Annotated in this window: 16 protein-coding genes; 2 read left to right on the plus strand and 14 right to left on the minus strand. The window is 69.2% G+C overall.

Annotation, left to right across the window (positions count from 1 at the left end; genetic code table 11):
* Window positions 1-27 precede the first annotated feature (27 nt).
* The 12 genes from MOQ72_RS15155 to MOQ72_RS15210 form a co-directional block, all read right to left on the minus strand.
* The gene (locus MOQ72_RS15155; protein WP_242184155.1) at window positions 28-1,047 is read right to left on the minus strand and encodes a LacI family DNA-binding transcriptional regulator; all 1,020 of its coding nucleotides are present in this window, start codon (window positions 1,045-1,047) and stop codon (window positions 28-30) included.
* A 37-nt stretch (window positions 1,048-1,084) separates the two neighbouring features.
* A complete protein-coding gene (locus MOQ72_RS15160) occupies window positions 1,085-1,291 on the minus strand; it encodes a hypothetical protein (RefSeq protein WP_242184157.1) in 207 nt (68 codons plus the stop codon).
* Between the two features lie 82 nt (window positions 1,292-1,373).
* Window positions 1,374-1,871, minus strand: a complete 498-nt coding sequence (locus tag MOQ72_RS15165) for a LeuD/DmdB family oxidoreductase small subunit (RefSeq protein WP_242184159.1) — start codon at window positions 1,869-1,871, stop codon at window positions 1,374-1,376.
* Complete coding sequence (locus MOQ72_RS15170) at window positions 1,868-3,124, minus strand: aconitase family protein (RefSeq protein ID WP_242184161.1); 1,257 nt, start codon at window positions 3,122-3,124, stop codon at window positions 1,868-1,870. Before MOQ72_RS15170 ends, MOQ72_RS15165 begins: the two co-directional genes overlap by 4 nt.
* Window positions 3,121-4,389, minus strand: coding sequence for an aconitase/3-isopropylmalate dehydratase large subunit family protein (locus MOQ72_RS15175; protein WP_242184163.1), 1,269 nt, complete (start codon window positions 4,387-4,389; stop codon window positions 3,121-3,123). The genes MOQ72_RS15170 and MOQ72_RS15175 overlap by 4 nt, the downstream gene beginning before the upstream one ends.
* 157 nt (window positions 4,390-4,546) lie before the next feature.
* A complete protein-coding gene (locus MOQ72_RS15180; RefSeq protein WP_242184165.1) occupies window positions 4,547-5,053 on the minus strand; it encodes a LeuD/DmdB family oxidoreductase small subunit in 507 nt (168 codons plus the stop codon).
* Entirely contained in the window at window positions 5,050-6,129 is a 1,080-nt protein-coding gene (locus MOQ72_RS15185) for an ornithine cyclodeaminase family protein (protein WP_242184167.1), read from the minus strand. Before MOQ72_RS15185 ends, MOQ72_RS15180 begins: the two co-directional genes overlap by 4 nt.
* Complete coding sequence (locus tag MOQ72_RS15190) at window positions 6,126-7,103, minus strand: aminopeptidase P family N-terminal domain-containing protein (RefSeq protein WP_242184168.1); 978 nt, start codon at window positions 7,101-7,103, stop codon at window positions 6,126-6,128. The genes MOQ72_RS15185 and MOQ72_RS15190 overlap by 4 nt, the downstream gene beginning before the upstream one ends.
* Window positions 7,103-8,275, minus strand: coding sequence for a M24 family metallopeptidase (locus tag MOQ72_RS15195; protein ID WP_242184169.1), 1,173 nt, complete (start codon window positions 8,273-8,275; stop codon window positions 7,103-7,105). Before MOQ72_RS15195 ends, MOQ72_RS15190 begins: the two co-directional genes overlap by 1 nt.
* A 32-nt stretch (window positions 8,276-8,307) precedes the next feature.
* Window positions 8,308-9,708 carry an MFS transporter gene (locus tag MOQ72_RS15200; RefSeq protein WP_242184170.1) on the minus strand — a complete coding sequence of 467 codons (1,401 nt, stop codon included), beginning with the start codon at window positions 9,706-9,708 and terminating at the stop codon, window positions 8,308-8,310.
* Between the two features lie 72 nt (window positions 9,709-9,780).
* Window positions 9,781-10,257 carry a MarR family winged helix-turn-helix transcriptional regulator gene (locus tag MOQ72_RS15205; protein WP_242184171.1) on the minus strand — a complete coding sequence of 159 codons (477 nt, stop codon included), beginning with the start codon at window positions 10,255-10,257 and terminating at the stop codon, window positions 9,781-9,783.
* 192 nt (window positions 10,258-10,449) lie between these two features.
* A complete protein-coding gene (locus MOQ72_RS15210) occupies window positions 10,450-11,115 on the minus strand; it encodes a class I SAM-dependent methyltransferase (RefSeq protein ID WP_242184172.1) in 666 nt (221 codons plus the stop codon).
* 70 nt (window positions 11,116-11,185) lie between these two features.
* Between MOQ72_RS15210 and MOQ72_RS15215 the strand changes: the two genes are divergently transcribed.
* Both MOQ72_RS15215 and MOQ72_RS15220 read left to right on the plus strand, forming a co-directional pair.
* Window positions 11,186-12,151, plus strand: coding sequence for a helix-turn-helix transcriptional regulator (locus tag MOQ72_RS15215; RefSeq protein WP_242184175.1), 966 nt, complete (start codon window positions 11,186-11,188; stop codon window positions 12,149-12,151).
* A 222-nt stretch (window positions 12,152-12,373) separates the two neighbouring features.
* Window positions 12,374-13,312 carry a 2-dehydropantoate 2-reductase gene (locus tag MOQ72_RS15220; protein WP_242184176.1) on the plus strand — a complete coding sequence of 313 codons (939 nt, stop codon included), beginning with the start codon at window positions 12,374-12,376 and terminating at the stop codon, window positions 13,310-13,312.
* Between the two features lie 29 nt (window positions 13,313-13,341).
* Here MOQ72_RS15220 and MOQ72_RS15225 read toward each other — a convergent pair whose 3' ends face one another.
* Window positions 13,342-13,980 (minus strand): alpha/beta hydrolase, encoded by a 639-nt coding sequence (locus tag MOQ72_RS15225; RefSeq protein WP_242184177.1) that lies wholly within the window; start codon window positions 13,978-13,980, stop codon window positions 13,342-13,344.
* A complete protein-coding gene (locus MOQ72_RS15230) occupies window positions 13,977-15,155 on the minus strand; it encodes an acyl-CoA dehydrogenase family protein (RefSeq protein WP_242184178.1) in 1,179 nt (392 codons plus the stop codon). Before MOQ72_RS15230 ends, MOQ72_RS15225 begins: the two co-directional genes overlap by 4 nt.

Here is a 15,155-nt window from a genome sequence, read left to right on the forward strand (position 1 = left end):
GTCAATCCCCGCGATCACACCGGAGCCTCAACCGGCCGCGGTGCCCCCGGTTGACTCGCGCACGATGAGCTGGTGCTCGGCCACCACCTCCACACCGCCCGAGGAGTCCGCGCCGGAGAGGCGGTCCACGAGCAAACCGACTGCGGTGCGGGCGATTTGGGAACGGCCGGGCTGCACGGTGGTCAGGCTCGGGCGGGAGAAGCGTCCGTCTTCGATGTCGTCGAAACCGGCCACCGCGACGTCGTCGGGGACTCGCAGCCCGCGCTCGAACAGCACCCGCATCGCGCCGAGCGCGAGCACGTCGTTGAGACCGAAGACGGCGTCGATTTCCACGCCGCGGTCGAGGACTTGGCGCATCGCTTCGGCGCCCGTGGTGCGAGTCCAGTCCAGTGCTTCGCCGGTGCGTGCCGAATCGTGCCGCAGTCCGGCGTCGGCGAGGCCGTCGAGGAAGCCTTGGGTGCGCAGCGAGCCAGCGCCAGCGCCACGCGCGTCGTACGAGCCGACGAGCGCGATGCGCCGCCGCCCCTGCGCCAACAGGTGCTCCGCAACCGCCCGCGCCCCGGCCGAGTTCGCCATCGAGACGTGGTGGACGTTGCCGTGCAACGCGCGTTCCCCCAGTAGCACCAACGGATAGCCCACCTCCAGTTGGGGCGCGTCTTCGGGGCGCAGGCCGATGGGGGAGAAGATCAGCCCGTCGGTCATCCGTCGGCGGGCACTGGCCAGCACTTCCAGCTCCCGCTCGCGCATGCCGCCGGTCTGCTCGACCAGCACGGTGTAGCCGCGCTCCGCCGCTGCCACGATGATCTCGTCGGAGAGTTCGGCGAAGTACGGCAGCCGCAGTTCGGGCACCGCGAGCGCGATCATCCCGGTGCGCCCGAGGCTCAGGTTCCGCGCCGAGAAGTTCATCTGGTAGCCGAGTTCGGCGATCGCGGCGAGCACCCGTGCCCGCGTCGCAACGCTCACGTGCGGGAAGTCGTTGACCACATTGGACACGGTCTTGACCGACACCCCGGCGAGCCGCGCGACGTCGCGCATCGTCGCGGACACTGCTCGTCACCCCCGTAGCTGGTTCGTCGACGTCCCACTATGGCATCCGGCCACCCGGCCTGGTGGACAGCGGGCGCGGCACCGGATTACGTTCAAGGTAACCGGTTACCACTGGCGAGGAGAAGTCGTGACAACGCTGCCGTGGCTGCACGTCGAAGGTGCCCGGATCGTCGATGAGCAGGGCCGCGCGGTCATCCTCCGCGGCGTCGGCCTGGCACTTGGCGTCAGCCGGTTTCGCGCTCACAAACCCATTCACTTTCGCCTTGTGGTGCAACGGAGTTTCCGGTGGTGGCGAGCGGTCGGTCTCGCCACCACCGGAACCTTCCTTACTCGAACAGGTCGCTTCGGGCGGCGGCTAGCTTGATCAGGCCGCCTGCTTCGAGCATCTGGAGCAGGAACGGGTCCGCCGGGGCGGCGGTTCGGACCGCTCCCGTGGTCTCGTTGCGGAATTCGCCCGTGGCGATGTCGACCGTGAGCCGGTCGCCGTCGTCGACCATCCCCGTCGCCCCGTCGAGCGCCAGCGCGGGCAGGCCGATCTCGAAGCAGTTGCGGTAGAAGGTCCGGGCGAAGGTGTCGGCCACCACGCAGCCGATTCCGGTCGCTCGCAGGGCTTTCGTGGCGATCGCCCGGCCCGAGGACTGGCCGAAGTGCTTACCGGCCACCACGATGTCGCCCGGCTGGACCTTCGCCGGGAACTCCGGGTTGAGATCTTCCAGCACGTGCTTGACGATCTCCTCCATCGGATCGAACACGTATCGGGACTTGACGAGCTGGTCGGTCGGGATGTTGTCGCCGAACTTCCAGCACCGGCCGGTGAACTTCATGCGCCGACCTCCCTCGGATCGGTGATCACGCCCGTTACCGCCGCCGCCGCGACCGAAGCCGCCGAAGCCAGGTACATCGCGGCCTCCGGACTGCCGTTGCGGCCAGGGAAGTTCCGGGAGTGGGTGGAGATCATCGCTTCGCCGGGCGCCATCGCGCCCATGTTGATGGCCTGGTTGGAGCCGGTGCTCGGCGGGAACCAGGTCGCCCCCGCCTCGTGCAGCTGGAGCACGAGCCCTTCGCGGGCCGCTTCGGTGAACACCTCGCGGCTGGAGGGGACGATGTTGAACCGGACCGACGGGTGCACCTTGCGGTCCCGCAGCACCGCCGCGGCGGTCCGGATGTCCTCCAGCCGTCCGCCGCCGTGCCCGCCGAGCTCGGTCCAGCCGACCGGGTTCCCGGCCACCGAGGTGACCGACTTGACGTTGCCGACCGTGGGCGGGCAGGCGACCTGCGGATCCACCTCGCCGACGTCGAAACGCAGCACCTGCGCCGCCTCGCCGCCGTCGCTGCGCGGGAACACCGCGGGCATCTGGCCGGGCAGAGTGCGGACGTATGCCTCGGTCGCCTCGTCGGGCTCCACGAAGCTGCACTTGGCGCCCAGGTCAACGCACAGCAGCGGGAACAACCACCGGTCCCAGAACTCCAGCTGCTTCACGTACGGACCGGCGAACTCGACGGCCGCGTAGTTCAGCGCGCCTTCACCGATCTTCGCGACCAGCCACAGCGCGATGTCGCGCGGCGAGGTGCCCGGCTGCGGGGTGCCGGACAGCTCGATGCGCACGGTGTGCGGCACCTTGAACCACGCCTTGCCGTAGGGCAGCACGGTGCCCGCGTGCGAATCGTTGCCCAACGCCACCGCGAGCGCTCCGACCGTGCCGTGCACCGGGGTGTGGCTGTCCGAGCCGACCACGATCATGCCCGGCTTGACCAGGCCGCGGCGCACCAGCACGTGGTGGATGTTCCCGCTGCCGCAGTCGAACAGGTGGATGCCGCGCTTGCGGGCCCATTCGCGGTTGGACTCCAGCACCTTCGCCTGCTGCTCGGTCGGCGGGGAGAAGTGGTGGTCGAAGACCATCACGACGCGGTCCGGGTAGCGCACCTCCCCGCCCACCTGCTTGTCGAACACGCCCGCGGTCAGGTAGCCGGACAGGTCGTGCATGATCAGCCGGTCGACATTGGCGATCACGATCTCGCCGGGCTCCACCGACGTCCGGCCGCTGGCCTGGGCGAGGATCTTCTCGACGACGTTCATCCGACCACCGCCATGACCTCGCGCGGGTTGGCGATGCTGCCCCGGATCGCGGTCGCCGCCGCGGTGGCCGGGCTGCCCAGGTAGATCTTGGACTGGTAGCTGCCCATCCGGCCCTGGAAGTTGCGGTTCGCGGTGGAGAACGTCGCCTCGCCGTCGGCCATCGCGCCGCCGTTGCCCGCGCAGGCCCCGCAGCCGGGGTTGGTGATCATCGCGCCAGCGTCGATCAGCGTGCTCACGATCCCGTCGGCGGCGGCCTTGGCCATCACCGAGCTGGACGCGGGCGTGACGATCAGCCGGACACCGCTGGCGATCCGCTGCCCCTTGAGCACCGATGCCGCGATCGCCAGGTCGTCGTACTTGGCGTTGGCGCAGGAGCCGATGAACACCTGGTTCACCTTGGTGCCCTCGACCTCTTCCACCGGCACCACGTTGTCCACCGTGTGCGGCACCGCGACCTGGGGCGAGAGGTTCGTGCCGTCCACGGTCAGCGTCTGCTGGTAGTGCGCGTCCGGGTCGGGCAGCAGGACCTCGTAGTCCGCCGCGCCCGCCTCGTCGAGGTAGCGCAGGGTGGTCGCGTCCGGAGCCACGAAGGCGTTCTTGGCGCCCATTTCCATTGCGAGGTTGCAGAAGGTCATCCGCTCCGACACCGACATCGAGGAGGTGAAGGAACCGGCGAACTCGACCGAGCAGTAGGTTGCCCCGTCCGCGCCGAGGTCGCCGATCAGCCGCAGCATCACGTCCTTCGGGTAGGTGCCAGCTGGCAGCTCACCCTCGATGTCGATCCGGATGCTCTGCGGCACCTTCATCCACAGCTTGCCGGTCACCCAGGCCGCGGTGATCTCGCTGAACCCGACCCCGGTGCCCAGTGCGCCGAGCGCGCCGTAGATCGTCGAGTGCGAGTCGGTGCCGATCACCAGCTGGCCGGGCTTGATGAGCCCGTTCTCCATCAGCACGATGTGCGCGATGCCAGCGTTGACGTCGAAGAAGTGCTTCACACCCATCTTCTCGGCGAACTCCCGGCACAGCTGGTGGTCGGCCGCCGTCTTCGCGGTCGACGCCGGGGAGATGTGGTCCATCACCATCGCGATGCGGTCCACGTCGTATAGCTCTTCCACGCCCATCCGCTCCAGCGTGCGGATGCACCGCCAGCTCGCGGTGTGGCTCATGTAGAGATCTGGGAAGGCGTCGACGATCTGGCCTGGTTCCAGGTCGGTCTCGCCGGATGCGCGTTCCAGGGCCTTCTGCGCGAATGTCTTGCCTGCCACTAGTCCGCCTCTCCGCGATTCACTGTTCCGCCTCTCCGCGATTCACAGTGGTGGTTGCTTCCAGCACGAATCTCCCGTTTCGCGGTTTCTTGTGGCTGGCTTGCGTCACGGTCCCCTGAGGTGCGGTTGAGGAGGACTGGGGTTGACACAGGGCTACTCATGCGGTTCTCCGCATCAGATAGGGGATCAGCCCGCCACTGGCCAGAATTTCTTTGATGCCCTGCGGGTACGGCGCGAATTGGAAGCGCTGCTCGCCCACCTCGACCACGCCGGTGTCGTAGTCGACCCAGACCGGTGTGTCCTCGCCGACCGCGGCGACCGCCTCGGGGCACTCCACGGCGATCAAGCCGGTGTTGATCGCGTTGCGGAAGAACACCCGCGAGAACGACTCCGCGACCACGGCCTTGATGCCCGCGCCGATGAGGCAGCTCGCCGCCTGCTCCCGCGCGCTGCCGCACCCGAAGTTGCGGCCCGCCACCACGACGTCGCTGTCCCGCAGGTGCTGCTGGACCTCCGGTCCCAGCGGCTCGAACGCGTGCTGGGCCAGTTCCTCCGGGTCGATGCTGACCAGGTAGCGGCCGGGAATGATCACATCCGTGTTGATGTTGTCGCCGAACACGATCGGCGCGCCACCCGCGCGGGTGGTCGTCGTTTCGTCCGTCACGGGCTCGTCTCCTCCAAGAACCAGTCGGTCGGCACCTGGTGGCCGAGGTCTTGCTCCTCCGCGAGCTTGAGCGCGCGGGCGCACACGGCGGCGAACTGGATGCCCATGCCGGTGTTGTTGGCGAAGATCGTCACGTCGTCGTGGCTGGTGCGCACCGGGGCGTCGTCGAGCAGGATGTCGCCCAGCTCCTTGATGTCCTCCCAGGCCATCAGCCCGCGCTCGACCGGGCCGAGGATGTCGAACTGCTTGTCGTGGTGGACCTGTTCGCGGGAGAGCACCACGATGCGGTTCGCCCGGTCGAACGTCGCGTCGTCGAGTTCGCGCCGGGTGGCCGTGCCGTCCGGTGAGGTGATCGCGGTGATGTGCGTGCCGGGCTCGACCCAGCCGCCCTCGAAGCACGGGTCCATCGCGGCGGTCGCGCAGGTGACGATCCCGCAGCCCTCGACGGCTTCCCGCGCCGTTTCGGCTGGCACGATGCGGCGCCCGGTGCGCTCGCTCCAGGTCTTGGCGAAGGAGATCCGGTGCTCCGGGGTCGGGCTGTAGACGCGCACCTCCTCGATCTCCGGGCGAACCATCAGCAGGCACTCCAGGTGCGCTTCAGCTTGCCAGCCGGACCCGAACATGCCAGCGACCCGAACGTCCTCATTGGACATCTCGCGGATGCCCAGCGCCGAGGTGGCGCCGACGCGCATCTTCTGGATGAAGCTGTCGTGCAGGATCGCCAGCGGTTCCAGGGTGGTCATGCTGTAGAGCGTGACCAGGCCGACGTAGCGACCGCCGGGTGCGGCCGGGATCAGTCGACGGCGCTTGACCCCGCTGGGCAGCGTCTCCACCCCGGCGATGTCGGAGGTGATCCGCAGCGCCCAGACGCCGCTGGAGACGTTGCCGCCCTCCTGCGACTTGAACCGGTAGCGGAATCCGGGATGACGCGGGTCCTCCACCGGGAAGTACGTGTGGTTGCGGGGCCGGTTGGCACCCTTGCCGGAGGACAGCTCCCGGTATGCGGTCTCCAACGCGTCGATCGTCTCACCGGGCGTGAGAACCTTCTCCACATCCGAGTTGGACAGCACCCTCATGATCCGACGACCTCCTTTCCTGTCAGGTTTTCCACGCCCGACTCGGTGATGACAACGGTGTCCGCTGCCGTGGATTCGGGACTTCCCACCGACACCACGACCACGTCACCGGCCGCGAGCTGGCGGCTGGGGGAGTGGCTGGCGTACTCCCCGTCGGTGGACAGATCGGCGTGGTGCACCACGCGCACCTGCGCGTCGGTCGCCTCGGCCAGGGAGCCGGTCGTCACGCCGTCGGCCACTGCGGCCAGCACGTTCCGCAGTGCAGCCGCCAGAGTGCCCTGCTCGACTTCGCGGGCGATGCGCAGCCAGCTGTTGCGGTGTTGGCCGGTGATCTCCACCGAGGTGTCCGTGGCCCGCACGAGCACATCCGTGAACCCGGCGTCGCGCACCACGCGTTCTGCGACGGAAATCCGCTCCTGGCGGGAAAGTCCGGCGCCGGTCGCCTCCTCGGCCGCCTTCGCCAACGCGACCGACGCCTGCCGCAGCAGGGCCTTCTCCTCCTCGGAGGGCCGGATGCGGAACTGGCGGACCAGGCCCTCCAGCGGGCGCACCACCCAGCCGGGGGCCGCCGCGCTCACCTCGTCGATCAGCGCGGTGGGCCACAGGCTGGCGTCCACCAGGCCCAGCGTGCCGGGCTCGCGCCCGGCGACCAGTTCGGCCACCAGCGTGCCGAAAGCCTTGCCGCTGCGCAGATCCGTCAGCGTCGAGGTGCGTCGCATCCAGGTGTGCACCCGCGGGGACAGCTTGGTCAGCAGCGCCGGATCCCCGTCCGCGGGGATCGCGAGCATGCCCTCGTTCCAGTAGATGCACAGGTTGGTCAGGTAGGCGATGTCGTCCGAGCGGAACACGTCGCCGTAGACGAGCGCGACTTCGACCTCTTCGGCGACCAGCTGGGCGCGGACCTGCTCGATCCGCTGCCGCCACTGGGCCTCCGGGATCTCGTTGTGGTCGAGGACCACGAGACCTCGCTTCATCAGGCGTTCACCTCGCTCGTCTCGAAGAGCTTCCGCTCGGTTTCCAACAGCACCTCGCAGCCGTCCGCGGTGACCCGGACGGGGTCGCCCAGCACGTGGTAGCCAGCGATGGGGGTGTAGGTGTTGGGGTGGATGATGAACACCGCGTTCTCCGGCAGCACCGTGTGGTTGCCCTCGATGATCGGCGTCTCGTCCAGGTGCAGCCCGTGCCCGTGTCCGCGCACGCGGGTGTACTGGCTCGTGCAGTACTCGCCGTAGCCCTGCGCGCGGAACACGTCGTTCTGCGCCACCGCCACCTCGTGCGCGGTGATGCCCGGCCGCACCACCGACATCCCGGCCTCGACAGCCGCGTTGAACAGGTCGAAGGACCGCTTCTGCGCGTCGCTGGCCCGGCCCACCACCGCGGAGCGGCAGATCTGCAGCCAGTACCCGTCCATCTGCGGGGTCAGCTCGGTGCGCACCATGTCACCGTCGGCCAGCAGCCGGTCCGAGGGCGGGGTCATGCCGCGCACCTCGTCCTTGCCGGAGGCGATCAGCATGAAGTTGTCCTCGGCGCCGAGCCGCTTGATCTCGGCTTCGACCGCCGCGACGATCTGGTACTCGGGCAGGCCCGGTTCGAGCACGTCGACGAAAGCGCGCCAGCCCGCGGCGCAGACCTTCGCGCTGCGCCGCATCCGCGCCAGCTCCCACTCGCTCTTGACCAGCCGGGCGTTGTCCAGCAGGGCGGTGGCCGAGACGACCTCCGCGCCGGGCAGCGCTTCCCGCAGGATGTTCAGCAGCACCGAGGGCAGCAGCTCGTAGTGGGCGACACCGACCCGCTTGGCCCCGCTGTCGCGCAGCCAGGTCAGGAACTCGGCCGGGTCGTGGGGATCCAGGTGGTGGACGTCGGTGACCCAGCCGTGGCTGGCGATCTCCGGGAGGTCCTGGTGCCTGGTCGAGAACGCGCTGGGTGCGCCCTCGGCGGGCAGCGCGACGAACGCGGCGCTGCCGGTCACCCGAGCGTCGGCCAGGTAGCGCACGTTCTCCCGGCGCCAGCCCGGTCCGAACGCCAACAACAGGTCCAGCCCGTCCTCGGCCATCGCGTCGCGGACCCGCCGGTAGCGCAGCTCCCGTTCGGCGTTGTCGTCCTGGTCAGGGGGACCGGCGTCCACCACGGCATCGGTCAACGTCATGCTTTCCTCGATTCCTGGTCGAACGGTGGTGTTCAAGAGCGGATCGGATCGGCCTGCCGATCCGCTTGGCTCGGCGCGCCGCCGAGTTCGGCCGCGATCTGCTCGACGCTCTTGCCGCGGGTCTCCAAGGTGGCGATCGCACCCGCGAGTGCGGCGATGCCGGAGATGACGGCGAAGAGCACGAAGAAGACGTAGGAGGAGACGTGCCAGGACAGCACGACCCCGGCCGTCACCGGCATGAGCAGCCCGCCCACCTTCTGCCAGGCGGCGGCCCAGCCCAGCCCGGTGGCGCGATTGGCCGTCGGGTACAGCTCGCTGGCGTAGACGAACAGGGTGCTACCGGCGACGCCGCTGCCGAAGAAGGTCGCGAGCGCACCGGTCACGACCACCGCGGCCGTCCCGGAGACCGAGCCCCACACCAGGCACAGCAACCCGCTGAGCAGGAAGGCCGGGGCCAGCGCCCAGCGCCGACCGACCCGGTTGACCACCTGCCCGGCGGCGATCGCCCCGGCGACACCAGCGGCCGTGATGATCCCGGTGTAGGCGAAGCTGGAGAGGATGCCGATGCCTTGCGACTTGAGCACCGTCGGCAACCACGTGGACAGTCCATAGAGGAATGCCCCGGCGCAGACCTCCATCACCCACATCGCGATCGTGTAGCGGAAGTACCTGCCGCGCAACAGGTTCCGCACCGAACCAGCCGTTTCGCCGTGCGCCGGGGCGGTCGACGCCGCAGGTTGCGGCGCGCCTGGCGCGTGCCGGGCGAGCTGGTCGACGATGGCGTGCGCTTCCCGGTGTCGTCCTCGCTGCAACAGGCACCGCACGGACTCCGGTAGCGTGAGCGCGACGGCCAGCGCGACCAGCAGCGGCAAGGCACCGACGAAGAACATCGAGCGCCAACCCAGCGTTGGCACGATCGCGATCGCGATCGCCGACGCGACCGGCAAGCCGATCAACCAGCACGCGGTGGCCAGCGTGACCAGCGGGCCGCGCTTGCTGATGGGCACGAATTCCGTGATGTAGGGCAGCACGATCGCGATCTCGGCGCCCAGCCCGATGCCCTGCACGGTCCGGGCGATCACCAGCACGGGGAAGTTCCAGGCGAAGGCCGCCAGCAACGAGAACCCGGCGAAGACGAGGATGGCCAGCGCCAGCGGGTACCGGCGGCCGAGCCGGTCGGAGATGACGCCCGCGACCGCCGCGCCCACCAGCATCCCGGCGAACATCGCCGAACTGAGCAACCCGGCCGCGCTGCTGGTGATGGCGAAGGTCGCGATGATGCCCGGCAGCACGAAGCCGGTCAGGTTGATGGTGAAGCCGTCGAAGAAATGCCCCGCCACCGCGGTCAGGTAGATGCGGGCGTGCCGCGGGGTGAAAGTCGAATTGTCCAGACGGTGCAGCAGTTGCGCGTCTGTGCTGCCTGTTCTAGCCATGGGTGGGTGACACCTCTCTGTGTACGGGCACCCCGGTAGTCAGCGCGATTCGCCGAACCCACGTGTCGACCGTCAGTCGTCGTCGAGACGACCCTCGGTCTCGGCGTAGAGCCGGTGAATGACGTTGAGGAGATCTTCTTTGACCTGCTCGTCCAGCCCCGACGTGAGCTCGGAGCTGAACTTTTCCAGCGCCAGGCGCCCGGCCTCGTGGGCCACGCGCCCGGTTGCGGTCAGCGCCAGCGCCATCGTGCGCCGGTCGGCCGCTTGCATCGTGCGGGTCAGCAGTCCCTGCTTGACCAGCTTGTTGACACTTTCCGACATGGTCGGCGGGTTGCGGTGCGCGAGGCGGCACAACGCCATCAGCGAGGTGTGCCCGGCATCGACCCTGGAGAGGATCCGGTACTGCCGAATGGTCAGCGGTACGTCCAGCCCGGCGAGGATCTCCGTCTGCAGACGGGTCAGCCGCCCGGCGAACGAGAGCAGCATTTCGCCGAAGGGCTGCACGGCGGGCTTGGCTGGCGCCGCCGTACGGTCAACTTCTTCGCTCACTTCGCCCACCATAACTTTCGGTGCCCGAAACATTTGATGAGCGGACAGTACAGCCGCGTCGGTGCCGATGACAAGACCCCGCCGCGCGCCGTTCTGGACCGGCATAACGGCGCTGACCAGGACAATCTGGACCTACCGCCCCCTCGCTCAGGCGGAGCGGCGGGCTGCGGCACCGGGCTGTCCGAACCGGGGCTACTCCTGGGCTGGTCCGCTCGGACGGGCCAGTTCGATGCCGACCTTCCCGCCGATCCGCAGTGCCATCGTGCGGGTCGGCTCCACGGCGAAGCCAGCTGCGGCGATCCGCTGCGACACGGCGTCGCCGACGTTGTCCCGCATCCGGTCGCGGGCGCCCGGCCGATGTCCGTGGCCGTGCTCGTCGAGCACCATGTCGGCCAAGACCAGCAGGCCGTCGGGCCGCAGCACTCGGCGCACCTCGGCGAGTAGCGCGTCCTTCGACGGGCTGTCCAGGTGGTGCAGCATCAGGCTGGAGAAGACCCGGTCGAACGAGCCGTCGGGATAGGGCAGTTCCTGGGCGAACCCGCGGTCCAGCCGCATTGCGAGGCCAGCCCGCCGGGCCTTGCGCGAGGCACGGGACAGCGCGTTCGGGTCGGGGTCCAATCCGACGAGTTCGGCCTTGCGGGACTGCTTGCCGATCGACCGCAGCAGGTTTCCGGTGCCGCAGCCGACGTCCAACACCTGTTGCCCGTCCCGCAGCTCAGCGAGCGCGATCATCTTCAGGTGGATCGGGTGCAGCCCGAACACGCTGTGCGCCACGTCGTAGAGCGGTTGCAGGAAATGCTTTCCCAGACCCGGGATGTAGTCCCGTTCGGGTTGCGATTGAGACATTCTTTCGGTCATGTCGAAATTCTGACCCCTCCCGGAGCTGCGAATCTGTACTGATACGTGGCTCCAGTGGGACGATTCGACGGTGCGGACCACGCGGATGGCGCCCGGCCGGGACCGGCCGCCGACCTACTCGATGGTGCCGATGCCCGGCGAGCTCCCCGTGGCGACTTGGCGGCTGGAGCACGCCTGGGAGACCAACGACTCGTTCGAGGAGCACGCGCACGACTTCCCCGGCCTGGCGTACTTCCAGACCACCGGTGGGCTGCTGCGCACCGGTCGGCAGGTGTGGCCGATCCAGGCGGGCGACCTGTTCGTGATCGCGCCTGGCGACGTGATGGGCCGGATCCAGACCGCCGACCTGGTGGACAGCCGCGGCTGGGGCGTGTTCTTTACCGCCGACGCGCTCGGCCCGGACGCCCCCGGTGCCCACCTGGCCTGGCGTACCCACCCGCTGTTGTTCCCGTTCGTCCGCGGCGGGGCGATCGGTGCGCTGCGGTTGCGGGTGGCCGAGCCGGAGCGGCCCGAGTGGGAGGCCCGGATCCGGGCCCTGCACGACGAACTGGTGCAGCGCCGGGACGGCTACCGGGAGGCCGTGCAGGCCCACCTGGTGTTGCTGCTGGTCGGCGTTTCCCGGCTGGCCGCCGACGTGGTGGGCGACCTGCGCGAGAACCGGGAACCGTTGCTCGCCGAGGTGTTCGAGGTCATCGAACGGCGCTACCCGCAACCGCTGTCGCTGCGCGACGTGGCCGCCGCGATGAACATCTCCCCAGGTCACCTGACCTCGACGGTGCGCAGGCGGACCGGCCGCACCGTGCAGGAGTGGATCACCGAGCGCCGGATGATGCAGGCCCGGCGATTGCTCGCCGTGACCGAGCTACCGATCGGTGAGGTGGGTAGGCGGGTGGGCTTCCCGGACGCCGGGTACTTCGCCCGCGTCTTCGGCAAGGTGCACGGGGTGAGTCCCGCGCGGTGGCGGCGGGCGGGCACCGACCCCGCAGCGGGTCGAGACGATGCGAAATCCCGGTCCGCGCTGGTGGAATCCGAGTGAGGAGCTTCGGACCGGCGGTCCGGGGAGAAGCGGACCGCGGACGGGTGTGCCTATCCTCGGGAGGACGCACCGGTCCCAGGCGGTGCGGTGGCAGGGGGTCTCGTCATCGGGGGTGGAATTCGTTGGTAGTGGCTCGTTCTGCCATCCGCTGCGACGTCCGCACGTCGATCGCCGCGTCCCGAGTTCTGCTGGCGGCTGCTTCGACTTCTCGGTGTTCCGGCCATGTCCGCGCCTGACGCCGTCGCCGTGGTGGGCACCGGTGCCGTCGGGATGACGCTGGCGGGTCATCTCGCTGCCGCCGGGCATCCGATCGTCGCGTGCGGGGGCACCTCGATCGAGGGCATCGCGATCACCGACGACGCTGGTACCCGCGACTACCCGGTCACCTGGCTCGCCACCCCGAGCGCGGCCCGCCGCGCCGCGTGGGTCGTGCTGGCCACCAAGATCCACCACACCCCGAACGTCACCGAGTGGCTGGACGCGCTCACTGACGCGGACAGCCACCTCATCGCCGCTCAGAACGGAGTCGACCACCACGAGCGCCTCGCGCCGTGCACGGCGGCGCACATCGTCCCGACTTTGTTCTACCTCAACGCCGAACGAACCAGGCCCGGTCACGTCCACTGCCGCAGCACGGGGCGGGGGATCGTGGTGCCTGACGATCCGGCCGGGCGTCGAGTCGCGCGGCTGTTCAGCGCCACCGATCTGCCGGTGGAGACGGTGACCGACTTCGGCACGGCGGCCTGGGAGAAGCTGCTCACCAACGTCACCGCCAACCCGCTGACCACGCTGACCGAACGCCGCGTCGAAGTGCTCCACGATCCCGCCGTCGCGGCGGTCGCCCTCGACCTGCTCCGCGAAACCATCGCCGTCGCGAGGGCGGAGGGGGCCGCGCTGACCGACGAGAACGCGCACACCACGCTCGCCTGGCTGCAGAACCTTCCGCCGCACGCCACGACTTCCATGCTGCAAGACCGGGTGGCCGGACGGTCGCTGGAACACGACGGGCTCATCGGTCCGGTGGTCCGCCTCGGTGCGAAGCACGGCATCCCCACCCCGGTCAACCGCGCCATGCTCGCGCTCGTGGCCAACCTGCGCGGTCCGGAACAAGCGCCGAACCCGGTCACCGCAGCCGAGCAGGACGACTCACCCGAGCACTGAGGCCAGAACCCCCGTGCACGCGGAATTCTTCATCGAGACGAGCGTCCGGCTGCGAGCAGGTTCGTCGCGGCCGCGCACGCCTCGTCGGTGATGATGTGCTCGTTTCCGGGGTCGATGCGCAGATCGACCGATGCCCCGGCGTGCCGCAGCGTCGCCGCGGTGCTCGCCACCCGGTGACGCGGCACCCAGGGGTCCTCGTCGACGCTGCGCATCAGGACTTCCACACCGCGCAACGGCGAGCCGCCCGGTGGCCGCAACGGAAGTGGCCCGATATAGCCGCCGGTGAACAGGATGATGCCGCCGAACTGCCTGGGCGCGACGGTCAGCACGTAATGCGAAAGCAGGCAGGCGCCCTGCGAAAAACCCCACAGGACAACGCGTTCCGGCGGGAAACCCTTGCTCGCCAACTGATCCACGCACTCGCCGACAACACCGAGCGAGATGTCCAGCGCGGGCTGGTTCTCTTCGATGGGCACCAGGAACGGCTTCGGGTACCAGGTGTTGCCGACCGCCTCCGGCGCGTGGAAGCGAACCGGCGCCGGACCGAAGCGATCCGCGGTCTCCCGCATGAAACTCGGACTCTGATCGCGTCCGTGCACCGCCAGCACAACGAGCTCCGCGCGCTCCAGCGGCACGCCCCACTCGACCATCGGGACGTCGGTTTTCACTTCTGCTCCGCCAGATCGAGGAACACCCAGCGCGCGTTCGGGGCCAACCCGCTGAGCAGCTTTCCGCAGTTCTGCAGCACCACCGGACCGGAGGTGACGTGCTGGGTGCCAGCGTGCAGGTCGCGGAAGAAGCGTTGCAGCGCGCCCTGGCGCAGCGCCGCGGTGCCCGCCCACTTGTACACCGTCTGGCCAACCGAGTGCACCGACCACGTGGTGTTGTTCAGCATCAGCCGGGTGAGCGTCTCCTGCTCGGTCGTCAGGCGCTCACCGCGATCGAGCGTCGCCTCGCAGTCCGCCCACACCTCCATCGCGAACGCCCGCGCCGACCGCAGCTTGGCCTCCGCCTGGGCGTACTCGGCGTAGAACTGCTGGGTGTCCACGGTGGCGTTGGGAGCGCCGGATTTCCTCGCGGCCAGCGCGCGCATCTCGTCCAGCATGCGGCGCCCGACTCCGAGCGCCCATCCGGTGTGGCAGATGCCCGCCATGTTGGCCAGGCCCATCCGGTAGATGGCGCCGCCGGTGCGCACGTCCATCGTGGCGATCTCGTAGGCGTAGGCGTCCGGTACGAACACGTCCTCGAAGGTGTAGTCGATGCTGCTCGTCGCGCGCAGCCCCATCACGTCCCAGTTGTCCACCAGGGTGGCCTGATCGCGGGGCAGCGTGAAGATCAGCGCTTCACCGGTCTCCTCGCACAACGCGGCGGTGTGGACGTGGCTGGCCATGGAAATGCCGGAGGCGAAGTGCCAGTGCCCGCTGATCCGGTAACCGCCGTCGACCTTGATCGCCTTGCCCAGTTTGGTGCCCTGCCCGGCCATCAGCGCGTGGCGTCCATTGTGGACGTCGGGGAACAGCTCGGCCGCCGCCGCTGGTCCGAGGTAGGCGGCCGTCGTGCCGGTGGCCAACTGCAACGCCATGAACGCCCAGCCGGTCGAGGCGTCCGCGTACGAGATCTCCGCGATCGTGTGGATCACCTGCCGAGGCGAGAACTCGTATCCGCCGAGCTCGTGCGGGATGCCGATGCGCAACGCACCGCTGGCCAGCAGGGCCTTGGCGGCCTCGTCGGTGAGCCGCCCCAGTTCCTCGCCCTGCTCCGCGTTCTCCCGCAGCACCGGGGAGATCTCCGCCAACCGTCCGATGAGGGCGTCGAACTCGTCGCTGACGTGCAACTGGCTCAT

The sequence above is a fragment of the Saccharopolyspora soli genome (assembly GCF_022678645.1).
In the GTDB taxonomy this organism is placed as follows: domain Bacteria; phylum Actinomycetota; class Actinomycetes; order Mycobacteriales; family Pseudonocardiaceae; genus Saccharopolyspora; species Saccharopolyspora soli.